Raw genomic sequence first — 23,974 nt, 5'->3', positions numbered from 1 at the left:
GGCTCGACCAACGCCGAGCCAATCGAAAGGGGCTAGGCGATTTTTACATTCATCGTGATTTTGGCGGTGAAAACTTTCACGCCAGCCTCGTCGAAAATATCAACCGGGACGAACTTGTCGCCACCGGTATCCCAGTCAATGCCAGTGCCATCGGCGACTGCGCGAATGCTCGATTTTGCTTTGGCGAGATATTCCACCGTCATGCCTTTCGGAATCCATTTGGCGCCTGAAGGAATCGAAGCATCAGTCATCATTCCGCCCGCCAGTTCGGCGGCGTTGCACAGGGCAATGGCGTGCACGGACGCCAGATGGTTGGTGATTTCCTTGCGAAACGGGACGTTGACCACGGCATGGCCGGGGCTCAGCTCAGAAATCTCGGGAGTGATCGTGCTGAAGTAAGGCGCCATCTGACACGCCATAGTGCTGAACGCGGCAGGGCCGACGCTATTGAACATGCTTAGAGCTTGGCTCATGAGATACCCTCTTGTTTGAGTTACAGAATAATATTCTGTAACGGAACACTATTCTGTATCTCCGGAAGCTGTCAAGCTGTGCTTTCTCTTCGGCTCGTGGCACCTATAAACTCTGCTTATTTGGCGTTTCCTTCATGCACCCACCTGATCTTATCGAGCGTATTTACCCCGGAAGGCGCAGCGAACTTAAGCGCAGCATCATGCGCCAGGCGCTTGTCTGCTTTAACGAGTCAGGCATCGAAGCCACCAACATCGAGACCATTCGCGCTCAGTGCGACACCAGCGTGGGCGCTATTTACCACCACTTCGGCAATAAAGAAGGGTTGGTGGCCGCGCTGTTTTTTGCTGCTCTGGAAGATCAGGCCGCGCTGCGGGATCGCTATCTGCAAGACGCGCAAACCGCTCAAGCTGGCGTTGCGGCACTGATTCACAGCTACGTTGCATGGGTGGATGAGCAACCGGACTGGGCCCGCTTCATGTTCCAGAGTCGCTACGCCGTTTCAAGCGGGCCCTTCAAGGATGAATTGCTGGGGCGCAATAAACAGCGCAACAGGCAATTGCTGGACTGGATGAGTGTCGAGGGCCGAAAGGAGCAGTTCAGTCACCTTCCCGCTGAACTCATACCCTCGCTCATCATCGGCGCGGCAGAAAGCTATTGCCGCGCCTGGCTTTCCGGACGGGTCAGAAAAAGTCCGATGGACTATCGGGATATGCTTGCGCAGGCCGCCTGGAGTTCGATCACGCAGCACTGACGGATTTCGTTCAAGACTTCAGCGAATGCCAGGCCTGGCATTCAGCCTTTGGTCCTGATGGAATACATGCCCCCGAGAATGACCAATACCGCGCCGACGACGGTCCAGGTATCAGGAATTTCGCCGAAAACGGCAAAACCTATCAGAGTCGCGAATACCAGCAGGGCGTAGTTGAAGGGTTGCAGGGTTCCGGCCGTTGCATACCGAAGGGACTGAATGAGGAGCAGTTGAGCGACCACACCCGTCAGCGAGACGATGCCCATCAAAACCCATTCGGAGGGGCTCGGAGCCACCCAGCTGGGGAGCCCGACAAAGGTGACCGCTACGGCGCCGACAACCGCCATATACAGCATGTTTGTCGCGAAGGAATCGTGCTGGCTGATGCGGCGTGTGAGCACGTTGAACAGGGCAAATCCCAGCGCCGACACCAGTGGGATCAATGCCACCAGTTCAAAAACGCCCGCACCGGGGCGAAGAATGACCAGGGTTCCCGAGAAACCGATGGCCGCCGCCACCCAGCGACGCACACCGATAAATTCACCCAGCATGAACCCGGCCAAAGCGAGCGTCATCAACGGAAATACCGCATACAGCGCATGCATTTCCGCCAGCCCCAGATAGCGCAGGCCAATGGCAAACAGTGCCACATCGGCCACGCCCACCAGCGCTCGAACCACCTGCTGCCAGGGATGCCTGCTTGCGATAGAAGCCCGGAGACTGCCTTGATAGGCGGCATAGCCAAGGGCAAATACGACAAACACCCAATAGCGCACCATCATCAGCTGTGCGACGGGAAAGTCTTTGACGAGGACTTTGGTGATGCCGTCCTGGCTGGCAAAGATCAGCATGGACAGCAGGCACAGGAAAATACCCAACTGCGGGCGCGGGACTTCAATGGCTCGCTCTACGTTTGCCAACTGTTCGCTCATGGTGCTCGTCACTTCAATGATTGAGGTACAGCTTCTTCAGGCTTGGCCGTGTTGTTCAACCTTCTCGTCCAGCCCTCAATGCCTGCCAGCTGATGACGGAATTGATACCCAGTCTGGTCAATATCCTGGGCGGCAGTTTGCTGGGCCCGGGTGACTGGCTGTAGCGCTCCAGGAAAATCGACTGGGTGCCGGTCGCCAACTCGGCGGCCATCACGCCAGCCAAGGTACTTTTTACAGTGCCCAGACCATTTTCGCAGCAGGCCGAGTACAGGTTTTCCTCGATTTCCCCAAATGCAGCAGCGCTGTTCCGGCTCAAGCACAGCCGGCCAGCCCAGCTGAACTCCAGCGGAGTGGCTTTGAGTTCGGGAAAACGTAGATCAAGGGAGTGGCGCTGCTCGCGCGCTACAGCCGCGACACGCTTGGGCGTCACCTGAATGGTCGGGTCGTAGGTGAACTTGGTGCGAATGACGATCCGCGAGAGGCCGTCCGACGTGATTTTCCGTACCGTAGCGCCCATCGGATCGGCAGGCAGTAACGCCCACCGAGGATGGCCGGGCGCCGCTTTCTCGAAGTCGTCATCGCGGTAAGCGGCGGTCATCGAAGCGTAGGTGAACACATGCAGCAAGCGACCCTGGAAATGCCCAAAGTCTTCGATGTGGCCGTTGACCGCCAATATCACTTTTGCTGCGCTGACCTGGCCACGGGGCGATTTAGCCAGCCACGTCCCGCTTTGGCGTGACAACTCGATCACGGGAGAACGCTCGTACAAACTGATTTTTTCGCCCAGGCCCTGGGCCAGATCCCGGATGTATTGCGCTGGCTGAATCATCACCGCGCCAGGTGTATAGAGCCCGCCCTGATAGTAGCTGGAACCGGTGATCGCGCGCATCTGCGCCGCATCGAACAGCTCGTAATGCTCGCTAATGCCTTTGAGCGACTTCGCGTAGTTGTGGTTTAGCTTCAGGCCGCGCTCGGTTGCTGCCGCGTTGATCTTCCCTGAAGGGTCGAACGTGTCTGCTGCCATGCCGTACTCGCGTGCGGCCTGGGCGGCAAAATCGATGGCAAAGCGGTTTTGCGCGATTTCCAGCGCTGTTGCGGACTCTCCGGCGACCGAATATTCCCCCGATGAAAGACTGTGGGGCACATCAATCATGAAACCGGAGTTTCTGCCCGCCGGCCCTTTGGCAATCTCGTGCGCATCCACTACGACAATGCGATCCCCGGGCCGCAGCTGAGCCAGCCTGCGGGCAGCGGAAAGGCCGGCGAAACCGGCACCGATAATCAGCCAGTCCGCCGTCACGCTCCCATCAAGCTCACGTACAGGAGCAGAACGGGTGGAAATCGCCTCCCAACCTGAAATACCGGTATCTACCGGCAGGCGCTTGATGGAATGAGTGCTCATTTTACGGTCTCATCCACCGACCGATCCGACACGTCGATCCAGATGGTTTTGATTTCCGTGTACTGATCGTGGGCAAACACTGATTTGTCCCGACCCCCGAAGCCTGACTCCTTGTAGCCGCCGAAAGGTGTCGACGCATCGCCCTCGCCAAAGCAGTTCACGGTGACGATCCCCGCGCGTATTTCCCGGGACAACTTGATCGCCTTGCGTAGGCTCCCGGTGTAAACCGAGGCCGCAAGGCCATAGACCGTGTCATTCGCCAGGGCAATGGCTTCGGAGATGGAGTTGAAGGTGGTCACGGAAAGCACCGGGCCAAAGATTTCTTCCTGGAACAGTCGACTGTCCCGGTCGACACCATCGACTACCGTCAGTTGTACGAACGCGCCATCTTGCGTATCACCGCCGTAAGCGATGTCCAGGTTTGCGGCGCTGGCGTAGTCCAGGTAAGACTTCACCTTGTCGAAGTGATCAGGGCTGACCAGTGCGCCGACGCGGTTCTGCGGATCAAGCGGATCGCCCATTTTCCATTCGCGGATATACGCGCCCATGCGTTCCAGCAGTTCATCTTTTACCGACGCGTGAACCAGCAGCCGAGAAGTCGCGGAGCAGTTTTCGCCCATGTTCCAGAACGCGCCGTTCACGACCTGTTCGGCTACCAGATCCAGATCTTCGGCATCTTCCATGACCACGGCCGGGTTCTTGCCGCCGCATTCCAGAACCACACGCTTGAGGTTCGAATCCGCCGAGTAGTGCAGGAAGCGCCGGCCCGTTGCGGTGGAGCCGGTGAAGCTCACCATGTCCACATCCGGGTGCAGGCCGATGGGCTCGCCGACGTCCTTGCCGGTGCCGGTCACGATGTTGAGCACGCCTGCGGGAACCCCGGCTTCAAACGCCAGTTCAGCGACGCGCAGCGTGGTCAGCGAAGTCTGCTCGGCGGGTTTGACGATGACCGAGCAACCTGCCGCCAGCGCCGGGCCGATTTTCCATGCCAGCATCAACAGCGGGAAGTTCCAGGGCAACACGCAGCCTACGACGCCGATCGGCTCGCGGACCACCATGGTCAGGGCATCATTGCCGACTGGCGCGGTGTGGTCGTACAGCTTGTCGATCAGTTCGGCATGCCAGCGCAGCGTGTGGATGGTGTCCGGCACATCGACCAGTTGGCATTCGCGCACGGGTTTGCCGCTGTCCAGACTTTCCAGTACGGCCAATTCGTGGCGATTGTTCTCAAGCAATTTCGCGAACTTCAGCAGCACGTCTTTGCGTTCGCCCGGGGACAGATGCCTCCAGCGCCCGTCTTCAAAGGCCTCTTTGGCTTTGCTGACCGCAACGTCCACGTCCTCGGACGCACAGGCCGCCAGATCGGTCAGGAACTCCCCGGTTGCGGGGTTATTGGTGGCCAGCGTGTTGCCGGACAACGCCGGTTTGAACGAACCATTGATGAACGCGTTGGATGGAAAAGATAGCGACTTGGCGATGGCGGCATATTCATCCGCAGTAAGAAGATCACGCATGGTTGGCTCCCGATGTAATGTGTGCGACGGTGCGTTTCACGTTGCTGATAATGGTCTGCAGGCTGCGCTTGTCTTTCGAATTGAGCGGGCGAAGCGGCGCTCGTACATCCCCGACCTTCAACCCGTTCAACTCGCAACCAAACTTGATCGACTGCACAAACTTTCCACCGTCCAGCGCATTCATCAGCGGCATCATCGCCGACATGATTTGCCGTCCTTTATCGAAGTTCTTCTCGACCACGCACGCCTCATAGAGCGCCACATGTTCCCGGGGCAGAAAGTTGGAACCGGCACAGACCCAGCTTCTGGCACCCCAGGCGAAAAACTCCAGCGCCTGATCGTCCCAGCCGCAGGAAAGGGCGATATGCGGAAACTCTCGGGCGAGTAAATGAACCCGGCCCATTTCCCCGGAGCTTTCCTTGATGGCAATAACGTTTTTGGACTTGCCGACCCGCGCCAGGTATTCCTCGTTCATCTGTACGCACATGCGGCCGGGATAGTTGTAAAGCATAATCGGCATGTTCGCGGCGCGATCAATGGTCAGTGCGTGGATAGCGTTTTCCTGATCCGTAGGCAACGCATAGGGCGGGGTGGTGACCAATATGGCATCGGCTTTGATGGCCTTGGCGTCCTGGGCAAACATCACGGCGTCTTCGGTGCGAATGGCCCCGGTGCCGATGATCAGCTGGACACGTGAGCCGATGACTTCCTTGGCGCGGGCGGCGAGCTTGATTCGCTCTTCGGCGGTCTGCGCGTAATATTCGCCGGTTGAACCGCCGATAATAATGCCGTGCACCTTGGCTTCAATCAGCGACTCCAGAACTTGCGGGAATACGTTCCAGTCAATTTCGCCGTCTGGCGTGTGCGGCGTTACCGCAGGTGTATAGATGCCTTCGAATCTCAAGGGACTTTCTCCGAATAGTAATGACCGCAAGACCAATAAGCGCTTTAAACCTTGCGGTTTCGTGGCGCGATAAAGTGTTCGGTGTTTGCAGGAGTGCAGCTAACCAAAATGTATATTGGGGATGGCCTCGCAATGGAGGCAGTTGTTCTATGTATTATTATTTTTCGGCTCAACATGTGAGCCTTGGCGGCAAGTCATTCACTTGCCGCTGACCGTTAACTAGCCGACTGATTTTAGTTTTAAGTTATCACTGTCACTCTCATCGCTAAGTCGGTCGAGCATGATCTGGCAATACCAGTCATCGAACTGGCACACGCCATTTTCCGCCTTGGAAGAGAAGGGGCCCGGTTCATAGGCCGGGGAGTTGACACCCACTTGCGCGCCTTCAACCAGGGTACGGTCCTGATCGTTGGTGGCCAGCCAGACTTTGGTCAAACGTTCGAGGTCATAGTCAACGCCTTCCTGGGCGGTCTTCTTGACGATCCATTTGGTAGTGACCAGCGTCTCGTTCGGACCAATCGGCAGGACGCGAAAACTCAAGGCATGGTCGCCCAGAAAATGGTTCCAGGTAGACGGGTAGTTGAAATACAACAACGCGCCGATGTCCGCCTCGCCACTGGCGTCCAGCCTGCCGGCAACCGCCGGTTTGCCATCCATCGTGTAGCTGACCGCGCCCGATGACAGTGGAATTCGGGTGATGCGGAATCGACCCTCTTGATCCATCACCAGCTGGCTGGGCAGGCCAGCCGCTTCGCAGCGATCCCAATGGGCGTTGAGCTCTGGGTCATCGCCGCCACCGACGCCGGCAACCGACAGGTTTTCGACAAACGAATTCATCAGTTCAGGATGGGTTCCGTCGCAGTGATAGCATTCGCGGTTGTTTTCAAAGACCAGCTTCCAGTTGCCTTTTTCGATCAGGTTCGACTCGAAGGCGACCTTGCAGTCATCCAGCATGTGCGGCGCCAGAAACGGTGACACGGCTTGCCTGAAGGACGAAAAGTCCGGCGCGGCATCCGCTACGCACACATAAATATAGGTATTGACCACTTCACAATGCACCGGCTTGAGCCCGTACTGGGATTTGTCGAAGTCATCGCCCATGTTGCCGGCAAACAGCAGCCTGCCATCCAGTTCGAAAGTCCATTTGTGGTAAGGGCATACCAGCTTGGCGACTTTGCCCTTGGCGTCCGGGCACACCTTGGATCCCCGGTGCCGACAGGAGTTGTGGAACGCGCGAATCTGGCCATCTGCACCACGGACTACAGCAACCGGGTACTCGCCGATCTGCAGGGACAAGTACTGCCCGGATTTCTCCAGTTCAAAAGTGTGCCCGGCGAAAATCCAGTCCTTGTGCCACAGCTGATTCAGATCTTGTTGATAAACATCTGGATCGCTATACAACGCTCGCGGCAGGGCGTGGCGGGGTTTGCGCTGCGCAATCAGCTTTGCAACTGCAGATTTGGTGTTCACGTTCCACACACTCCACGAAGCGTCAGATTTTCTGAAGGCCTATGTGAAGGTTACGTGTAGAAATCGAGTACCAACAAGAAACATTTCCGTGCGGCAATGCATAAACAAAAGTTATCAATCGCCGGTTGGAGGCGGTTCGTCGCGGACGGCCTGGCGTGCTTTTCAAGCGAATTGAGAAAGCAGCCAGTCGCGCAGTTTGCAGCAGGCCTGGTCAGTTTCGCGGTCTTCTTTAAAGGCCAGATAGTGCTGCGAATCCTTGTGCACGACCTCATGAGGCAGCGGCCGCACCAATGCGCCGCTTTCAATCAGTTGGGCCACCAGTTGGCTCCAGCCCAACGCCACACCCTGGTGCGCCAGCGTCATATTAATGACCACGTTGTAGTCATTGGCGCTGAACACATGGGGTCGGTCGTGGGGGCGTTTCTCGATGTCGGTGTCATGGAAGGCGAGCCACACGCCCCAGTCGATGTGCTCCGCGACTTGAGATCTGCCGTAGGGATTCAAATTCAATAGCGCGCCGTCACGTAAGCCTTCAAGTGTCGCGAGTTCCGGATGATCGTCTCTATATTGCGGCGTGCAGACCGGGTAGATGACGTCATGAAAGAGTGGATAGCTGCGGTACCCGCTCTTGAAACTGGCGAACTTGGTAATGAAGATATCCGGGGTCACCCCGGGCTCCATGGACAGGAAGTTCTGCGTGCTGATCAGGTTCAGATCAATGTCCTGGTTTTCGCTGAAAAAACCGGGAAGCTTGGGTGAAAGCCACAGCGCGGAAAAGGCCGGGGAGCAGCACAGCGTCAGCTCTGACTTGCCTGCCTTATGCAGCCGAACCCGGCGCGCAGCCTGGGATATGTTGACGAACGACAACTGCGCTGCATCGAAAAATGCAGAGCCCGCTTCGGTGAGTTCAACCGCACGGCCGACCCGTCGAAACAGATCGACGCCCAGATACGCTTCCAGCTCTCGAATCTGGCGACTGATAGCCGCCTGAGTCACGCACAGCGCTTCGGCGGCGCGGGTGAAGCTTTGATATTTCGCAGCAGCCACGAAGGATTTCACCGCTTTGAGCGACGGCATCTGCAGCAATATGTTGTCCGGATCTATGTGCTTAACCATAACGTTAGGTATTGATCTCTTCGAATAGGGAGGAAGCGTCAACAGCCAGTGGACGCCGCTCGCTGCTGCCGTCAGCGCGCGCATCGACCTGAGAATAGCCGATGGCACAGGCCGAAGACAGGGCTAACGACTGGGGGCGAACGTGCTGCCCGCTGATGACGGCCGGACGCCGTCAGCTGCGCATCAATAACGCAGCGTTATTGATTGGCTGGAGGAAATGTTGTTAGACGTTGCAGGGCTAAGGTAATAACTTTGTCATCACGGCCCTGGTCCATAAAGAGGCCAATTAGTAATAAATAATAATAAGAGGGTGCACCCATGTCTCATTTTGTTCCCTTCGTTATGCTCGTCTGCCCTCATACATTTTTTATTGTGACTGGATAAGGCAATGCCAACTATCCAGATCTTCCATAGCCATTGCAGAGGGAAGGGAATATGAGTCTTGGTGACGAAATACTCTCGGTCAAAAATATCTATAAAGTCTTCGGCTCACAGCCGAAACTGGCGATGGATATGCTTCGCGGCGGCGCTGACAAAAACGAGATTTTTACCAAAACCGGCCAGGTGGTGGGCGTTTTTGACGCGAGTTTCTCGGTCAAGCGCGGAGAAATCTTCGTCATCATGGGGCTGTCCGGCTCCGGCAAGTCGACGATGGTTCGGCTGTTCAATCGGCTCATCGAGCCCACTTCCGGAACCATTCACCTGAACGGCAAAGAGATTACCGGCCTGTCAGATGACGCACTGCTCGACGTTCGGCGCAAAGAAATGAGCATGGTCTTTCAGTCATTTGCGCTGATGCCGCATATGAGTGTCATCGACAACGCTGCGTTTGGCCTGGAAGTGTCGGGTGTCGATGAAAAAGAGCGCCATGAGCGAGCCCGAGAGGCCCTCAAACAAGTAGGCCTGATGGGGCACGAATACAGTTATCCGCATCAACTTTCCGGCGGCATGCAGCAACGGGTCGGCCTGGCGCGTGCCCTGGCCAACGATCCTTCCATCCTGCTCATGGATGAAGCGTTCTCGGCGCTCGACCCGCTTATTCGCCATGAAATGCAGGGCGAACTTATCCGCCTTCAAGCCGAACAACACCGCACCATCATCTTCATTTCCCATGACATCGAGGAGGCGATCCGCATTGGTCATCGCATCGCGATCATGGAGGGTGGGCGCATTGTGCAGATCGGATCGCCGCAGGAACTGCTCTGCAACCCGGTGAATGATTACGTCAGGGCGTTCTTCAAAGGTTTCGATGCTTCGAAAATCCTCCGGGCGGGCGACGTAGCAACGATCAGCCCTGAGCATCCGTTCGACAGCGACGCCTCCCGGCCAACGTTGCAAGCCGATGTTCCCCTGCAAGACATCTTGCATATCGTCGCCAATGCTGTGCATCCGGTTGCCGTTCTGGATGGGCAGGGAGTGTTCAAAGGCACGATCTCCAAGAGTCTATTGCTGCAGACAATGAGCCGTCATTGATAGCGTCAGCTGAGCGATTCACCCGGCTCGGCAACACAGGTATCCAGCATGTCCGATTTCAGCGTTCTAGATCCGTTTCAAACAATCACTATTCCCTTGGGCCAGTGGGTTGAGGTTGTACTCAACTATATGGTTCACAACTTTCGAGAGGTTTTTCGTTCCATACGATGGCCGGTAGATCAGATTCTCAACGGTATCCAAAGTGGCCTGTTATCCATTCCGCCCACCGTATTCATCATTGTGGCGACCCTGCTTGGATGGCAAGTAGGCGGCCGGAAAGTTGGCGCGCTGTGCTTCATTACGCTCACGCTACTTGGCTTGATCGGCGTGTGGAGCGATGCCATGACCACCCTGGCGCTGGTGCTGACTTCCCTGGTGTTCTGCGTGGTGATTGGTGTGCCATTAGGCGTGCTCTGCGCCCGCAGCGATCGACTGGAAAGGCTGCTGCGGCCCGCGCTTGATGCGATGCAGACACTGCCGGCTTTTGTTTATCTGGTCCCGGTCGTCATGTTGTTCGGCATTGGCAACGTTCCCGGCGTACTGGTCACCATTATCTTTTCGGTCGCGCCTCTGGTGAGGCTGACCAACCTCGGTATCAGGCAAGTGCCGGAAGACAAAGTCGAAGCCGCACGGGCGTTTGGATGCACGCGCCGGCAGATGCTGATGAAGGTGCAACTGCCTTTGGCAGCGCCGACGATCATGGCGGGCTTGAACCAGGCATTGATGCTGTCGCTGTCCATGGTCGTGATTGCATCGATGATCTCGGTGGGTGGGCTCGGGCTCATGGTACTTCGCGGCATCGGCCGTTTGGATATGGGACTTGCAACAGTGGGTGGCGTCGGCCTGGTGCTGCTGGCGATCTTCCTTGACCGGTTAACCCAGGCAATGGGCGAGCGCAGCAACAATGCTGTGAAAGGCGAGCATTGGTATCAAACAGGACCTGTTGGAATAGTGTTCAGACTAAAAAAGAAAAGTAGCGCCAAGGAAGCCACCGCGCGCTTAAAAGAAAATTGACCGTTCGCACGCTGCATTTTATTCGCTGTACACCTGCCACCCCTATATCCCATGCAAGGTAGATGACGATGAATTCTGTTAAACCCGGTATGAAAACAAAGATTGCTCGTTGCATGGCCGTTCTGGCGATGGCGATAGCGCCGACTTTTGCATCCGCTGCTCAGGAGCCAGGCAAAGGGGTGTCCGTGACGCCGATTTTTCCGACCATTGCTGAAGAGCGGTTTCGTGGCGAAATCGCCATGGCCGGCCTGAAAGATCTGGGCTACAGCGTGCAACAGCCCAAGGAAACCGACTATCCGGCAATGATGCTTGCGCTGTCTTACGGGGATGCCGACTTCACCGTGCATGCGTGGGAACAGCTACATGCCTCGTTTTATGCCAAGGCAGGCGGGGATGAGACGATGGTCAAGGTCGGGAGCATCATGCCGGGTGTTCTGCAGGGCTACATGATTGACAAGAAAACTGCTGACCAGTACCACATCACTTCCATTGAAGATCTAAAGAAACCTGAAATCGCCAAGTTGTTTGACAGCAATGGCGATGGCAAGGCCGACATGACCGGCTGTAACCCGGGGTGGGGCTGCGAAGTCATCGTCGAACATCACATGAAAGCCTATGACCTGGAAAAAACCGTGACAGATAACCGCGGTTCTTACTTCGCGCTGATGGCCGATACCATCGCCCGTTTCCAGCAGGGTAAGCCGATCCTCTACTTCACTTGGGTTCCACAATGGATTTCCAGCGTGTTGGTGGAAGGTAAGGACGTGGTGTGGTTGACCGTTCCAAGGACTGATCTGCCAGGCGGAAAGAATGATGTTGAAACCGACTACAAAGGCAAGAATCTGGGTTTTGCGGTTGATACCGTCCGCGCCGTACTGAACAAGGAATTTGCCGACAAAAATCCGGTGGCCGTGAAGTTTCTCTCCGAGATGCAAATCAGCACCGATGATGAAAGTGCACAGAATCTGAAAATGCACAACGGCGAAAACTCGGCCGCAGATATCAAGCGTCACGCCGCCGAATGGATCGCCGCACACCGGGCGGCCTACGATGGCTGGCTTGCTGACGCACGAGCCGCCGCCAAGAAATAGGTTTTCCAGATATAGCTGAGAGGCTGCCCGATTCGGGTGGCCTTTTTTATACCTTCGCAGATCGCGGGAGGCGTACATGTCCCTTTATTCGTTCGTTCAGCAGTTTGAGTGGCGCGATGCGCCCATTGGCACTCGGCAACTATTGCAAACCTGCTTGCTGGACATCATTGGCGTCGCAGCCGGCGCCCGTGACAACGCCACCAGCACTATTCTCAAAGGCTTCGCCATCGCCCATTACCCGGCGACCACGCTTGCGAGTCGCTTATGGTTCGATGGCCGCTCGGTACATCCGTTTGGCGCTGGATACGCTGGTGGCTTCAGTGTCGACAGTCTGGACGCACATGAAGGGCACTTCACTTCCAAGGGCCACGCAGGTGCGACGGTAGTCCCGGCCATCATTGCCCTGGCTGATGCTTTTCGTTCTGGCGGCAAAGACATCAGCGGCGAGGAGCTGTTATGCGCGCTGACCATTGGCTACGAAACGGCGTTGCGGGCCGGTCGAGCCTTGATGGCCACGGCCCCGGAATATCATGCGTCGGGTGCTTTTTCCGGTATCGGCGTGGTCTGTGCCGGGGCCCGTTTGCTGCGCCTCGACGAAGCGACCTTCAACCATGCGCTTGGCATCGCGGAGTATTTCGGGCCTCGGTGCCCGATGATGCGCGTGGTGGATTTTCCGTCAATGCTCAGAGACGCGCATGGGGCAGGGGCTTATTCAGGCATCAATGCGCTGCTCATGGCGCAGGCTGGCGTGACCGGTGCGCCGGCCGCCACTGTTGAGTCCAGTGCCGTGGCCCGCTATTGGCAGGGCATCGGCACAAGCTGGGAAATTGATGAGCAATATTTCAAGCCGTGGCCTGTGTGTCGCTGGGCGCAACCGGCATTGACGGCCATGACCCAATTGATGAGCTTCCATCCGCAGATTTCCCCGGAAAATGTCGAGTCCATCGAGATTCACACCTTTCATGAGTCTGTGCGCTTGCAGGGGCACGCTCCGAAAAACGCTGATGAAGCCCAATACGCATTGGCGTTTCCGGTGGCCGCGCTGGTCGCCCGTGGACGACTCGGCGCAGAGGAGGTGACAGGTGCGGCGATTCACGCCGCAGATATTCTGGATATCAGTCAAAGGATAACCATCCGCGAGGCGGCGGATCTCTCTGCGCGCTTCCCTGAAGAGATCCTGTCGCGCGTCACTGTTCAGCTTAAGGACGGCACAGCATTGTCCAGCCCGACCACAGCGGCCAAGGGCGATCCCGCCAACCCGTTGTCGGCGGCTGAGTTCATCGACAAGTATCGGCGGTTTTCCGAAGGCAGCCTGGGCGTACCCTTGAGTCGTGCACTGGAGCAGGGCGTCGCGGGCCTGGCAGAGCAGCCGGACTGCGAGGGGTTTCTCAAGCTGCTTTTGGGTCCGGTCTGATCAGAACACAAACCCGTGGCCCAGCTCGCTTTCCATCCACTCCAGAAAACGCCTGACCCGGGGGAAACCCGAGTGGGCCTTGGGGAATACCAGATGGTGGGCGGCCACCGGCGCGCTCAATGCCTCCGGGGCGACTTCAACCAAAGCCCCGGACGCCAGATACTTCTGCGCGAGCAGTGAGCTTTCCAGGGCAAAACCCAATCCATGGCTGGCGGCTTCAAGGGTCATGTAGGAACGATCAAAGCTCAAGGCATAAGGCTTTTCAGGGCGCGCCAGACCATGCTGGGCAAACCATTCCGGCCATTTGAGCAGCGTCGCTTCCGAGAGAATCAGGTCCCTTTCCAACAGATCCGCTGCGCCATTGACCCCATGGCGCTCCAACAGCTTGGGCGACGCCAGCACGGCGAAGGTTTCGTTGCGTACGGTACGAACTTCGTAGCTCGGCCAGTTGGGCTGGCCGTGGCGGATATCGACGTCAATCTTGTCGCGGCTGAAATGCAGCGATTCATAAGAACATGACAGGTTGATCTGGATGTCCGGGTGACTCATCCGGAACGCTTCCAGTCGCGGCATCAACCAGAGCAAGCCAAAACTGGGTGCCGAATGCAGGCGCAGGCAGTCGAGGCTGACGTCGCTGGCCGCGCGCTCCGTCGCTACGGCCAGGCTGTGCAGAAGCCCGGACACATCCTTCAGATACTGCTCACCCACTGGCGTCAACGACACTCCCCGAGCCGCGCGCACGAATAATTGCCGGCCGATCAGCGCCTCCAGTTTGGCCAGTTGATGGCTGACCGCCGAAGGCGTGAGGTCCAGCACTTCAGCGGCCCTGGCCACGTTGCCGAAGCGAGCTGTCTGCTCGAAGCACTGAATTGCTCTCAGCGGTGGCAAGGCGCCAGGCGCATCGGCTGTAGGACGCATATCAGTTAACTCCACTGTAGTTCTTATGATTGGGGCGTTTGCATTCAAGCACCTCGTTCTGGCCTTGACGAGAGCTGAATTTATTTCAGTATCGAGTGACTTTTGCGTTATTGCTCAGGTTCTGACCGGGGAACAAGCTGAGGCATCGATTCGTTGCGGATCGAACCCATAAACAACATCCCAATAAAAATAATACCGAGGTATTCCCCATGCTTCTCAAAGGCAAAGTCGCAATCATCACCGGCGCGGCATCGGAACGTGGTATCGGCCGGGCAACCGCAGTGACCTTCGCTCAACAAGGCGCGCGCGTGGTGATCCTGGACCTGGATGAATCCGCCGCACGTGACGCCGCTGCGTCACTGGGTGAAGGTCATCTGGGCCTGGCGGCAAACGTTGCGGATGAATCCCAGGTTCAGGCTGCCGTCGCCAAAGTCATTGAGCACTTCGGCCGCATCGACGTTCTGGTCAACAATGCCGGCATCACCCAACCGATCAAGACCCTCGACATTCGCCCGTCGGATTACGACAAGGTGCTGGATGTCAGCCTGCGCGGCACCTTGCTGATGTCCCAGGCGGTGATTCCGACGATGCGCGCTCAGTCCTCGGGCAGCATCGTGTGCATGTCCTCGGTTTCTGCGCAACGTGGCGGCGGAATTTTCGGCGGGCCACACTACAGCGCGGCAAAGGCGGGCGTACTGGGCCTGGGTAAGGCGATGGCCCGGGAATTCGGGCCGGACAATATTCGGGTCAACTCCATTGCCCCGGGTTTGATTCACACCGACATCACGGGCGGCCTGATGCAGGATGACCGACGTCACGCCATCATCGACGGCATTCCGCTGGGCCGCCTGGGTGCCGCGCAGGATGTGGCCAACGCCGCGCTGTTTCTTGCCAGCGATCTGTCCTCGTATCTCACGGGCATCACGCTGGATGTCAACGGAGGCATGCTGATCCACTGATTGTCACGTGGGCGGGCTGCACGCAGCCCTGCTGTTCTGGATCGACGATACGTCCGGCTCATTGCCCGGCGGTCTATAAAAACAAGAGATCAGATCATCATGATATCCACCACTTTTTCGCTGGAAGCGGCCTCGGCCGCGCGCTCCAACGCTTATCGAAAAACGGCCTGGCGCCTCATGCCATTCCTGATGCTGTGTTATCTGTGCGCCTATCTCGATCGGGTCAATGTCGGCTTTGCCAAGCTGCAAATGATGAACGATCTGGCGCTTAGCGAGACCGTTTACGGACTCGGCGCCGGCATGTTCTTCATCGGTTACTTTCTTTGCGAAGTGCCCAGCAACCTGATCCTCCATCGGGTCGGCGCGCGGCGCTGGATCGCGCGCATCATGATCTCCTGGGGCATCATTTCCGCGATGTTCGCTTTCGTCGAGACGGCCTGGCAATTTTATGGCTTGCGCTTCCTGCTGGGCATCGCCGAAGCAGGCCTCGCGCCGGGTTTGCTGCTCTATCTCACTTACTTGTTCCCGTCCTATCGCCGGGCAAAAATGACCGTGCTGTGGTTCGTGGCGATTCCGCTGTCGGGAATGATCGGCGGCCCGCTTTCCGGCTGGATCATGAACTCGTTCGATGGTTTCCACGGCTGGGCTGGCTGGCAGTGGATGTTCGTGATCGAAGCGATCCCAACCGTGCTCGTCGGTTTCATGGTGCTGTTCTATCTGAAGGACGGCGTCGATCAGGCCACATGGCTCAGTGCCGACGAAAAGGAATTGGTCAAGAAAGAGCTGGCCGAAGATGAAAGTCGCAAAGTCACTCACGCGTCCCCCGCAGCGTTCATTCGTGATCGGCGTCTGTGGCTGCTGGCGTGCATTTACTTCTGCGTGGTCATGGGCCAGTACGCCATCACCTTCTGGCTGCCGACCCTGATTCGCAACGCCGGGGTTTCCGATGCGCTGCATATCGGCTTGATAACCAGCCTGCCGTACCTATGCGCAATCGTCGTGATGTTGCTGATGGGTCGCAGCGGTGACAAGCATCAGGAGCGCCGTTGGCACTTGATCATCCCCATGATTGCTGGCGCCCTCGGCCTGACACTGGCGGCGTTGATGGGCGGCAATCTGATCCTGTCAGTTCTCAGCCTGTGCCTGGCGGCGGCGGGTGTGCTGTCCGCTTCGTCGCTGTTCTGGATGTTACCCACCACTTTGCTTGGCGGGGTATCTGCCGCAGCGGGGATCGCCGGAATCAACAGTTTCGCGAACCTCGCGGGTTTCTGCTCGCCGTACCTGATCGGCTGGATTACCACCAGCACCGGTTCCAGCGCCATTGGCATGTACCTGATTACCGGCGTGCTGTGCCTGGGTGCGCTGTTGGTCCTGCGCATTCCTGCCGCTTCGGTCAATCGTTGAATCAAAGGAGTATTCACCATGACAGCCATTTCTTCACAGATGACTTCCACGACCCTGGCGCAGCGCGCCCACAACATTCGCCGCCATGCGCTGAGAATGGGCCAGGTCCAGGGCCAGGGTTATGTCGGCCAGGCACTCGGTGCCGCTGACCTGCTGGCCGTGTCTTACTTTCATGCCTTGAACTACCGGCCCGAAGATCCGGAATGGGAGCAGCGGGATCGCTTCTATCTGTCTATTGGGCATTACGCGATCGCTCTGTACGCGGCATTGATTGAAGCTGAAATCATCCCGCTGGACGAGCTGGAAACCTACGGATCGGATGACAGCCGCCTGCCGATGTCGGGTATGGCGGCGTACACCCCCGGCATGGAAATCACCGGTGGTTCGCTCGGCCACGGCCTGGGGATCGCAGTGGGCGCCTGTCTGGGCCTGAAGCGCAAGCAATCGGCGTCTTTCGTCTACAACCTGTTGTCCGACGGCGAGCTCAATGAAGGTTCGACCTGGGAAGCGGTGATGTCGGCGTCCCATTGGAAACTCGACAACCTGATTGCGATTGTCGACGTCAACAACCAACAGGCTGACGGCCATTCCAGCGAGATACTGGCGTTCGAGCCCATCGTTGATCGCTGGCAGGCCTTTGGCTGGTTCACCCAGCGCGTCGACGGCAACGATCTGCCAGCGCTGGTCGCCGCCTTCGATGCCGCGCGCAATCATCCTGGCACCCAGCCCAGAGTGATCATCTGCGACACCAAAATGGGCAAGGGCGTGCCGTTTCTGGAAACGCGGGAAAAGACCCACTTCATCCGCGTGGACGAGCATGAATGGGATGTGGCGCTGAGCAACCTCGACGAAGGGAAAACCCTATGAGCACCTTGAATAACCAGAGTACGCCTGCCGCTGGCGCAGTGAAGAAGAAACTCACCACTTCCGCAATGATTGCTTCCATTGCCTCGGAAGGGCAGGCCACCCGGTCGGCACCTTTCGGCCATGCGTTGGCCGCCCTGGCGGAGCAGCGTGCGGACGTCGTCGGGTTGTCGGCGGATTTGTCGAAATACACCGACCTGCACATCTTCGCCAAGGCCCATCCGGACCGTTTTTATCAGATGGGCATGGCGGAACAGCTGTTGATGAGTGCGGCGGCGGGCATGGCTCGCGAAGGTTTCGTGCCTTTTGCAACGACGTACGCTGTGTTCGCCTCACGGCGCGCCTACGATTTCATCTGCATGGCGATTGCCGAGGAAAACCTCAACGTCAAAATTGTCTGCGGTTTGCCAGGCTTGACCACCGGTTACGGTCCAAGTCACCAGGCCACGGACGATCTGGCGATCTTTCGTGCCATGCCAAACCTGATGATCGTCGATCCATGCGATGCCCTGGAAATCGAACAGGCCGTTCCGGCCATCGCCGCCCACCAAGGGCCGGTGTACATGCGTTTGTTGCGCGGCAATGTTCCGTTGGTGCTCGACGAATACGGCTACACGTTCGAGATCGGCAAGGCGAAAACCCTGCGTACCGGCAACGACGTGTTGATCATCTCCACCGGGTTGATGACCATGCGCGCCCTGGAAGCGGCGAAGGCGTTGCAGGCCGATGGCGTGGATGTCGCGGTGCTGCACGTGCCGACCATCAAGCCGCTGGATGAACAGACCATTCTCGCCGAGGCCAGGAAGCCCGGACGACTTGTGGTCACTGCCGAAAACCATTCCATCATTGGCGGGCTGGGCGAAGCGGTCGCCACGGTTCTGCTGCGTAACGGCGTCACGCCGACTTTCAGGCAGATTGCCTTGCCGGACGCCTTCCTTGACGCGGGCGCGCTGCCCACCTTGCATGATCGTTACGGAATCTCGACCCCGGCGGTGTGTACGCAAATCAAAGGCTGGCTTTAAAACCGGAGGCGCCCGCAAGGGCGCTTTTTGCTTTGTCTGTCTACGCTGGCAGCAAGCCCGCCACACGATAACTTTCGATCAGTGTGTCGTAGAGCGCGATATCGGCGCGGCTTCTTGCCATAAGCTGAGCGCCGGCGACCGCGGCGAAGATCGCGCGGGCCTGGGCTTCGTTGTCCTCGGGGCTGGAACCGTTCGCAGCGCACAGGACTTTACCGAGCCAGGCCACGCTGATGTCGGCGAAAGTCTGGATCTCAGTCTTGACCGGCTCCGGCAGATCGTCGAATTCGGCAGACATGAAGCTGCACAGGCACAACCGGTTGTCGTTCGCCAGCGAGCGGCGAAACAGCTCGGGGTAGCGACGCAGGCAGCTGGCCGGGTCCGGCGTATCGATCAGTATGGTTTCCAGCTCGGCCGCCGTGTCTTGCCAATAGCGCCGGGCCACGGCTGCACCAAGCTCGGCCTTGCTGGGAAAGTGGTAGTAGACGCTCGCGCTTTTGATGCCCACGACTTCGCCCAGATCACGAAAATTCAAACCGCTGTAGCCATGGGCCTGCGCGGCGTCCTTGGCGGCCGCCAGTATGGCTTCTCGATGGTTTGAGCTCACTTCAATGCCTCCTCGGTTCAATGGCTGCGCATCTTAAGCGAAATAAAGCCCTTGACCGTTATATTTTCAATCGTTACCGTCTGCCTATCAACTGGCAGACAGGTAGATTTTCATGATCAATTCCAACACCCACTCAGGCACCGCTGCGCTGACCATTTACGACTGGCACACAGGCCCGTATCCAGCGCGCGTACGCATCGCTCTGGCGGAAAAAAACCTGCAATCGCGCACCCGTTTCGTTTCGATCGATCTCTGGAAAGGCGAGCACAAGACTCCGGAATTCCTGGCAAAGAATTACTCCGGCACGCTTCCGGTGCTGGAGCTGGACGACGGGACTCTCATCGCGGAATGCACCGCAATTACCGAATACCTCGACACGCTTGATGGCGCGCCCACGCTCACCGGCCGCACGCCGTTGGAGAAGGGCCTGATCCACATGATGAGCAAGCGTGCCGAGCTGGAACTGCTGGACGCCGTCAGTGTGTATTTTCATCACGCCACGCCCGGCCTGGGCCCTGACGTCGAGCTTTATCAGAATGCCGAGTGGGGTTTTCGCCAGCGCGACAAGGCCTTGCGCGGCATGCATTACTTCGATGCTGTTCTGCAAAACCAGCCGTTTGTGGCGGGCGAAAGCTTTTCAATGGCAGATATCACCGTGATCGGCGGCTTGATCTTCGCGGGCCTTGTCGAGCTGGCGATCCCTGAGGAGTGCCAGGCCTTGCAGGCCTGGTACGCGAGGATGCAGGAGCGTGCGAGTGTGAAGAACCGGGTGGCCATGTCAGAACCCGTCTGACCTTCGACCCTTGCATCACGCTTGCGCGATGCGGGTCAAGACGGTCTCTCCAACAGCGCCAGCCTCGCGAACCAAGACAGCACAGTTTATTTTTTCAATGCGTCATGCGCCTCCAGCGCCCGCAGCGAATAGATATAGGCGGCACCGGCGTTCAGCGAAATGGCGGTCGCCAGCGTGGCGGCGATCTCCTCGCGAGTAGCGCCGGCCTTGATTGCCGCGTCGGTATGTACGCCGATGCAACCATCGCAGCGCGTCGTGATGGCGACGGCGATGGAGATCAGCTCACGGGTCTTGGCATCCAGCACATTGTTCTCGGCTGAGGCTTCATCGAGGGCCATATAAGCCTTGACCATTTTCGGGTTGCTTTTGCCCAAAGCGGCGAAAGACTTCTGGATGGTGGGCAGCAGTTCGGACCAATTATTGAACATTGCGTCAATTCCTTCAGGGGAGGGGCCTGCCATTCGGCAGGCCTGTTTTTTTAAGCGTCACCGACAGCAATTCTAAGGTTTAGCAGACATTTCGCCGGGTTCCGCACAATCCATCGGCGCCGCCGCAAAACTGGCCGGGCCGGGACGCCAGTCGCGCCATTTTCGATTCGCCGCATCGCAACGGGAGGTCTGGGCGATCCGGTTGTCTACACAGCACACAATCAATCGTTGCCAGGACACCCCATGACCCATCCTCGAATCGGTTTCGCCTGCCAATTCAGGCATCCAGTACGCGACCTTTCATTGAGTGAACTGAAGGCGATCGAGAGTCCGTACAACCCTCGAACCACGACATTGCGCTGGATGGACGGGGTCGCGCCGCAGCTGGCCCGTGACAAGTTGATCGAAGTCGTCACCCACAATCTCGCCGCTCAACTGCGCTTGCTGGCCTACGTTGCCGAGTTGCCGCCGACGTTGCGTATGCTGCGGCTGAGCAGTGATCTGTTGCCGTTTTACAGTCATCCCAAGGTGCACGGGTTCTATCAGCAACCCGGCGTCCAGAGTCAACTGGGTGAAGGCTTCGCAGCAATCGGCACTCTGGCGCGGAGTGCGGATATCCGGCTGTCATTCCATCCCGGGCAGTACTGCGTACTGGGTTCGGACAAGCCGGCCGTGGTGGAAAACAGTATTGCCGAGTTCGAGTACCACGCCGACATGATCCGGATGATGGGCTACGGCATCCGTTTTCAGGATTTCAAATGTAATGTGCATATCGCCGGCCGCCTGGGCAGCGAGGGCATCCGCGTCATCTGGCCAAGGTTGTCGACGGTTGCGCGCAACTGCGTCACCTTTGAAAACGAAGAGAAAACCTACGGCGTCGACGACTGCCTGCAGCTGGCTGATCTCGCCCCTGTGGTGCTGGACATCCATCATTGCTGGATCAATGAGAACGACTACATTGAGCCGGATTCGCCCCGGGTCGAACGCATCATCGACAGTTGGCGCGGAGTACGGCCTGCCATGCATTACTCGCAGCCGCCGGAGCGTCTGCAGGAATTGGGCTTTGCCGCCGACCACAAGCTGGAAATGGAGGCATTGCTCCAAGTCGTGTCAAAGCGCGACCTTTACGGCCACAGCCTGCAAATGTGGAATCGCTGGACGAATGAGTACGCGCTGAAGTTCCTGGATCGTTTCGACATCATGCTGGAGGCCAAGGACAAGAACCTCGCGGCGCAGGCGTTCTATGAGCAGTTTGTCGCGGGCACAGAGCGTTAACGTGGCGGTGATTTGAGAGACGCTTGTTCCGGGTCATATAGTATGTCCGAAAACGTCCCTCGCTGGTCCTGCTGAGGTCTTTTTAGATGCTTGTGCACGCCTTACCATGCAGTCATTATCCTCAGCATGGCAAACGCCTCGGAGCTAAAAAATGACCCTCAGTGCCCTTATTGTTATCGACGTGCAAGAGTCCTTTCGTCACGCGCCTTACTGGTCCGAAACTGACCTGTCGGACTTCCTGAAAAAGCAGCAGGCGTTGATTGACGGTTGCGTAGAGCAGGGCATTCCGGTGGTTCAGATATTCCACGTCGACGGGCAGGGGCCGTTTTCTCTGGCGTCGGGGCACGTCCGGACGTTGAAAGAGCTTTCGATCAACCCGAATGTGACGTTTCACAAGCATTATCACAGCGCACTCGCCGGCACCGGATTGGCTGCCTGGCTGACGCAGCGGGGTATCGGCAAGCTGATCATCAGCGGTATCCGCACCGAACAATGTTGTGAAACGACCACGCGTCACGCCTCGGACAGCGGTTTTGCCGTGGATTATGTGAGTGAGGCCACCTTGACCTTCGCCATGACTCACGCGCGCAGTGATCGCACTTACAGCCCCGCCGAGATTCGCGAGCGTACCGAGCTGGTGCTGGAAGGGCGTTTCGCTCGTATCGCGACAGTCGCCCAGGCACTGGAGGGCTGAAACCATGGCGATTGCGGTGCTGTTCGTGCTGTTGCCCAATGTGCTGATGCTGGATCTGGCGGGCCCGGCCGAAGTGCTGCGTCTCGCCTCCCTGATCGAGTTCGGCGAACACGAGGCAAAAGACGAGCCGCGCGTGTCGTTTGAGCTGCAGTACGTCAGCCCGCTGGCCGACCTGCAAACTTCAATTGGCCTACCTCTGGCGGGGCTGGCGCCGCTGCCGGAAACCCTGCTGCCGGGCACGCTTGTGGTGTTGGTCGGTTCAATCTCGGCGCAATCCTCGGCTCAGCAGCGGGAGTTCGAAGCAAGCAGCGCGGTACTGACCCAATGGCTTCGACAAGTTCTGGCACCCAGCGGCGAGCGGTTGCTGTGCGTGTGCGCCGGGGCGTTGAGCGCGGCTCGAGCCGGTTTGCTTGATGGCCGCCAATGCACCACGCATCACTCCCTGTGCGCGAAGTTGCAGGAACTCGCTCCCAAGGCCCGGGTGTTGGAAAACCGACTGTATGTCACCGACGGCCGAATCAGCACCAGCGCCGGCATCACAGCCGGTATCGACCTGATGCTGCAGGTGCTGGCAGAAGTAAGCGGGCCACGGCTGGCGTGTGCCGTCGCGCGGGAAATGGTGGTGTACATGCGTCGTGGCGGTGCCGATCCGCAATTGTCGCCATGGATTGCCGGGCGCAATCACCTGCACCCCGCGCTCCATCGAGTGCAGGATGCAGTGGCTGCCGACCCCGGCGGCGACTGGACGGTAGAGCAGATGGCAAGCATTGCCTGCACCAGCGGCCGTCATCTGGGGCGGCTGTTCCATGAATATGCGGGAGTCGGTCCGCTGGATTACCTGCATCGATTGCGCGTCGCGGTGGCGCGGGAATTTCTGCTCCACTCGGACCTGGATATGGAAACGGTGGCGCAACGCGCGGGATTCGGGTCGGCGCGTCATTTGCGGCGCATCTGGGCAAAATACGAATCCGCGCCACCGTCACAGAGCCGCGCGCGCTCGTCGACAGCGTGATCTTAAGCGGATGCCAAACCCCGCCAATGACCTTGCAGTCACCTTCGATTTTGAAGGGCGTCATGGAGTTACGCGGAACACCTCAGGGATGACATTGAAGGCCCGGTGCCTGGCATGCATGGCAATGCGAAAGGCACGTGTGAAACGGACAAGCGGTCACCACCTGACGGCTATCTTTACAATATATTGTCAGCCTGTATCGCTGGTTTTATGGGCTGATTAGCTAACAATCTCCTCATCGGGCTCTACGCAGAGACGGCGTTTCCCATTCTCTGGATTCAGTTTCAATTGTCGTAACAGGCAGTCAGGGTCGCTCGGTAACCTTCATGACAGGCAGTCGGTGTGGGCGTTTTCTGCGTTGAGTTACGAGCGGCTTACACTCATTGCCATACTCAGGGAATGGCCGCCGGCGCAGGGGCTCAGTGTCCCGCCCAGTGCTGATCGAGTCC

23 protein-coding genes are annotated in these 23,974 nt (G+C 58.0%); 13 read left to right on the top strand and 10 right to left on the bottom strand.

Features of this window, described 5'->3' with window-relative positions; genetic code table 11:
* Positions 1 to 32 precede the first annotated feature (32 nt).
* A complete protein-coding gene (locus CFII64_RS19530) occupies positions 33 to 473 on the bottom strand; it encodes a hotdog fold domain-containing protein (protein ID WP_020292556.1) in 441 nt (146 codons plus the stop codon).
* A gap of 134 nt (positions 474 to 607) precedes the next feature.
* On the opposite strand from CFII64_RS19530, the gene CFII64_RS19525 reads away from it, so the two are divergent.
* A complete protein-coding gene (locus CFII64_RS19525) occupies positions 608 to 1,225 on the top strand; it encodes a TetR/AcrR family transcriptional regulator (protein ID WP_044901510.1) in 618 nt (205 codons plus the stop codon).
* A 41-nt stretch (positions 1,226 to 1,266) separates the two neighbouring features.
* Here the strand turns inward: CFII64_RS19525 and CFII64_RS19520 are convergent, their stop codons facing one another.
* From CFII64_RS19520 to CFII64_RS19495, 6 genes are all read right to left on the bottom strand, one after another.
* Positions 1,267 to 2,154, bottom strand: a complete 888-nt coding sequence (locus CFII64_RS19520) for a DMT family transporter (protein WP_020292554.1) — start codon at positions 2,152 to 2,154, stop codon at positions 1,267 to 1,269.
* 55 nt (positions 2,155 to 2,209) lie between these two features.
* Complete coding sequence (locus tag CFII64_RS19515) at positions 2,210 to 3,556, bottom strand: FAD-binding oxidoreductase (protein ID WP_020292553.1); 1,347 nt, start codon at positions 3,554 to 3,556, stop codon at positions 2,210 to 2,212.
* Positions 3,553 to 5,070 (bottom strand): aldehyde dehydrogenase, encoded by a 1,518-nt coding sequence (locus CFII64_RS19510; RefSeq protein WP_020292552.1) that lies wholly within the window; start codon positions 5,068 to 5,070, stop codon positions 3,553 to 3,555. The genes CFII64_RS19515 and CFII64_RS19510 overlap by 4 nt, the downstream gene beginning before the upstream one ends.
* Positions 5,063 to 5,974 (bottom strand): dihydrodipicolinate synthase family protein, encoded by a 912-nt coding sequence (locus CFII64_RS19505; protein ID WP_020292551.1) that lies wholly within the window; start codon positions 5,972 to 5,974, stop codon positions 5,063 to 5,065. The genes CFII64_RS19510 and CFII64_RS19505 overlap by 8 nt, the downstream gene beginning before the upstream one ends.
* 219 nt (positions 5,975 to 6,193) lie before the next feature.
* Positions 6,194 to 7,444 (bottom strand): SRPBCC family protein, encoded by a 1,251-nt coding sequence (locus CFII64_RS19500; RefSeq protein ID WP_020292550.1) that lies wholly within the window; start codon positions 7,442 to 7,444, stop codon positions 6,194 to 6,196.
* A gap of 162 nt (positions 7,445 to 7,606) precedes the next feature.
* The gene (locus CFII64_RS19495) at positions 7,607 to 8,560 is read right to left on the bottom strand and encodes a LysR family transcriptional regulator (protein WP_020292549.1); all 954 of its coding nucleotides are present in this window, start codon (positions 8,558 to 8,560) and stop codon (positions 7,607 to 7,609) included.
* Positions 8,561 to 8,995: 435 nt separating this feature from the next.
* Between CFII64_RS19495 and CFII64_RS19490 the strand changes: the two genes are divergently transcribed.
* From CFII64_RS19490 to CFII64_RS19475, 4 genes are all read left to right on the top strand, one after another.
* Entirely contained in the window at positions 8,996 to 10,033 is a 1,038-nt protein-coding gene (locus CFII64_RS19490) for a glycine betaine/L-proline ABC transporter ATP-binding protein (RefSeq protein WP_020292548.1), read from the top strand.
* Positions 10,034 to 10,042: 9 nt separating this feature from the next.
* On the top strand, positions 10,043 to 11,047 hold the full coding sequence (gene proW / locus CFII64_RS19485; protein WP_256208133.1) for a glycine betaine/L-proline ABC transporter permease ProW: 1,005 nt from the start codon (positions 10,043 to 10,045) through the stop codon (positions 11,045 to 11,047).
* Positions 11,048 to 11,160: 113 nt separating this feature from the next.
* The gene (gene proX, locus CFII64_RS19480; protein ID WP_020292546.1) at positions 11,161 to 12,138 is read left to right on the top strand and encodes a glycine betaine/L-proline ABC transporter substrate-binding protein ProX; all 978 of its coding nucleotides are present in this window, start codon (positions 11,161 to 11,163) and stop codon (positions 12,136 to 12,138) included.
* Between the two features lie 76 nt (positions 12,139 to 12,214).
* Complete coding sequence (locus CFII64_RS19475) at positions 12,215 to 13,552, top strand: MmgE/PrpD family protein (RefSeq protein WP_020292545.1); 1,338 nt, start codon at positions 12,215 to 12,217, stop codon at positions 13,550 to 13,552.
* Here CFII64_RS19475 and CFII64_RS19470 read toward each other — a convergent pair whose 3' ends face one another.
* Positions 13,553 to 14,470, bottom strand: a complete 918-nt coding sequence (locus tag CFII64_RS19470) for a LysR substrate-binding domain-containing protein (RefSeq protein ID WP_020292544.1) — start codon at positions 14,468 to 14,470, stop codon at positions 13,553 to 13,555. It lies immediately after the preceding gene.
* Between the two features lie 209 nt (positions 14,471 to 14,679).
* Between CFII64_RS19470 and CFII64_RS19465 the strand changes: the two genes are divergently transcribed.
* From CFII64_RS19465 to CFII64_RS19450, 4 genes are all read left to right on the top strand, one after another.
* Complete coding sequence (locus CFII64_RS19465) at positions 14,680 to 15,429, top strand: SDR family NAD(P)-dependent oxidoreductase (RefSeq protein ID WP_020292543.1); 750 nt, start codon at positions 14,680 to 14,682, stop codon at positions 15,427 to 15,429.
* Between the two features lie 99 nt (positions 15,430 to 15,528).
* A complete protein-coding gene (locus CFII64_RS19460; protein WP_020292542.1) occupies positions 15,529 to 16,833 on the top strand; it encodes an MFS transporter in 1,305 nt (434 codons plus the stop codon).
* A gap of 18 nt (positions 16,834 to 16,851) precedes the next feature.
* Complete coding sequence (locus CFII64_RS19455) at positions 16,852 to 17,700, top strand: transketolase (RefSeq protein WP_020292541.1); 849 nt, start codon at positions 16,852 to 16,854, stop codon at positions 17,698 to 17,700.
* On the top strand, positions 17,697 to 18,719 hold the full coding sequence (locus CFII64_RS19450) for a transketolase family protein (RefSeq protein ID WP_020292540.1): 1,023 nt from the start codon (positions 17,697 to 17,699) through the stop codon (positions 18,717 to 18,719). The genes CFII64_RS19455 and CFII64_RS19450 overlap by 4 nt, the downstream gene beginning before the upstream one ends.
* Positions 18,720 to 18,759: 40 nt before the next feature.
* On the opposite strand, the gene CFII64_RS19445 is transcribed toward CFII64_RS19450, so the two are convergent.
* A complete protein-coding gene (locus CFII64_RS19445) occupies positions 18,760 to 19,323 on the bottom strand; it encodes a TetR/AcrR family transcriptional regulator (RefSeq protein WP_020292539.1) in 564 nt (187 codons plus the stop codon).
* 112 nt (positions 19,324 to 19,435) lie between these two features.
* On the opposite strand from CFII64_RS19445, the gene CFII64_RS19440 reads away from it, so the two are divergent.
* Entirely contained in the window at positions 19,436 to 20,116 is a 681-nt protein-coding gene (locus CFII64_RS19440) for a glutathione S-transferase (RefSeq protein WP_020292538.1), read from the top strand.
* Positions 20,117 to 20,202: 86 nt separating this feature from the next.
* Here the strand turns inward: CFII64_RS19440 and CFII64_RS19435 are convergent, their stop codons facing one another.
* Positions 20,203 to 20,544, bottom strand: a complete 342-nt coding sequence (locus tag CFII64_RS19435) for a carboxymuconolactone decarboxylase family protein (protein ID WP_020292537.1) — start codon at positions 20,542 to 20,544, stop codon at positions 20,203 to 20,205.
* Between the two features lie 243 nt (positions 20,545 to 20,787).
* Between CFII64_RS19435 and CFII64_RS19430 the strand changes: the two genes are divergently transcribed.
* From CFII64_RS19430 to CFII64_RS19420, 3 genes are all read left to right on the top strand, one after another.
* Positions 20,788 to 21,819: a hypothetical protein gene (locus CFII64_RS19430; protein WP_020292536.1), complete on the top strand. Its 1,032-nt coding sequence runs from the start codon at positions 20,788 to 20,790 to the stop codon at positions 21,817 to 21,819.
* Between the two features lie 151 nt (positions 21,820 to 21,970).
* Entirely contained in the window at positions 21,971 to 22,513 is a 543-nt protein-coding gene (locus CFII64_RS19425; protein WP_020292535.1) for a cysteine hydrolase family protein, read from the top strand.
* Positions 22,514 to 22,517: 4 nt separating this feature from the next.
* On the top strand, positions 22,518 to 23,525 hold the full coding sequence (locus CFII64_RS19420) for a GlxA family transcriptional regulator (RefSeq protein WP_020292534.1): 1,008 nt from the start codon (positions 22,518 to 22,520) through the stop codon (positions 23,523 to 23,525).
* Positions 23,526 to 23,974 lie beyond the last annotated feature (449 nt).

The sequence above is a fragment of the Pseudomonas sp. CFII64 genome, assembly GCF_000416235.1.
In the GTDB taxonomy this organism is placed as follows: domain Bacteria; phylum Pseudomonadota; class Gammaproteobacteria; order Pseudomonadales; family Pseudomonadaceae; genus Aquipseudomonas.
This window is presented reverse-complemented; position numbering and strand designations above follow the sequence as displayed.

What these genes read in the sequence shown, in the direction of transcription:
- CFII64_RS19530 (WP_020292556.1), bottom strand. Translation starts at nt 473, where the DNA reads ATGAGCCAAGCTCTAAGCATGTTCAATAGCGTCGGCCCTGCCGCGTTC.
- CFII64_RS19525 (WP_044901510.1), top strand. Translation starts at nt 608, where the DNA reads ATGCACCCACCTGATCTTATCGAGCGTATTTACCCCGGAAGGCGCAGC.
- CFII64_RS19520 (WP_020292554.1), bottom strand. Translation starts at nt 2,154, where the DNA reads ATGAGCGAACAGTTGGCAAACGTAGAGCGAGCCATTGAAGTCCCGCGC.
- CFII64_RS19515 (WP_020292553.1), bottom strand. Translation starts at nt 3,556, where the DNA reads ATGAGCACTCATTCCATCAAGCGCCTGCCGGTAGATACCGGTATTTCA.
- CFII64_RS19510 (WP_020292552.1), bottom strand. Translation starts at nt 5,070, where the DNA reads ATGCGTGATCTTCTTACTGCGGATGAATATGCCGCCATCGCCAAGTCG.
- CFII64_RS19495 (WP_020292549.1), bottom strand. Translation starts at nt 8,560, where the DNA reads ATGGTTAAGCACATAGATCCGGACAACATATTGCTGCAGATGCCGTCG.
- CFII64_RS19490 (WP_020292548.1), top strand. Translation starts at nt 8,996, where the DNA reads ATGAGTCTTGGTGACGAAATACTCTCGGTCAAAAATATCTATAAAGTC.
- proX (WP_020292546.1), top strand. Translation starts at nt 11,161, where the DNA reads ATGGCCGTTCTGGCGATGGCGATAGCGCCGACTTTTGCATCCGCTGCT.
- CFII64_RS19475 (WP_020292545.1), top strand. Translation starts at nt 12,215, where the DNA reads ATGTCCCTTTATTCGTTCGTTCAGCAGTTTGAGTGGCGCGATGCGCCC.
- CFII64_RS19470 (WP_020292544.1), bottom strand. Translation starts at nt 14,470, where the DNA reads ATGCGTCCTACAGCCGATGCGCCTGGCGCCTTGCCACCGCTGAGAGCA.
- CFII64_RS19465 (WP_020292543.1), top strand. Translation starts at nt 14,680, where the DNA reads ATGCTTCTCAAAGGCAAAGTCGCAATCATCACCGGCGCGGCATCGGAA.
- CFII64_RS19460 (WP_020292542.1), top strand. Translation starts at nt 15,529, where the DNA reads ATGATATCCACCACTTTTTCGCTGGAAGCGGCCTCGGCCGCGCGCTCC.
- CFII64_RS19455 (WP_020292541.1), top strand. Translation starts at nt 16,852, where the DNA reads ATGACAGCCATTTCTTCACAGATGACTTCCACGACCCTGGCGCAGCGC.
- CFII64_RS19450 (WP_020292540.1), top strand. Translation starts at nt 17,697, where the DNA reads ATGAGCACCTTGAATAACCAGAGTACGCCTGCCGCTGGCGCAGTGAAG.
- CFII64_RS19440 (WP_020292538.1), top strand. Translation starts at nt 19,436, where the DNA reads ATGATCAATTCCAACACCCACTCAGGCACCGCTGCGCTGACCATTTAC.
- CFII64_RS19435 (WP_020292537.1), bottom strand. Translation starts at nt 20,544, where the DNA reads ATGTTCAATAATTGGTCCGAACTGCTGCCCACCATCCAGAAGTCTTTC.
- CFII64_RS19430 (WP_020292536.1), top strand. Translation starts at nt 20,788, where the DNA reads ATGACCCATCCTCGAATCGGTTTCGCCTGCCAATTCAGGCATCCAGTA.
- CFII64_RS19425 (WP_020292535.1), top strand. Translation starts at nt 21,971, where the DNA reads ATGACCCTCAGTGCCCTTATTGTTATCGACGTGCAAGAGTCCTTTCGT.
- CFII64_RS19420 (WP_020292534.1), top strand. Translation starts at nt 22,518, where the DNA reads ATGGCGATTGCGGTGCTGTTCGTGCTGTTGCCCAATGTGCTGATGCTG.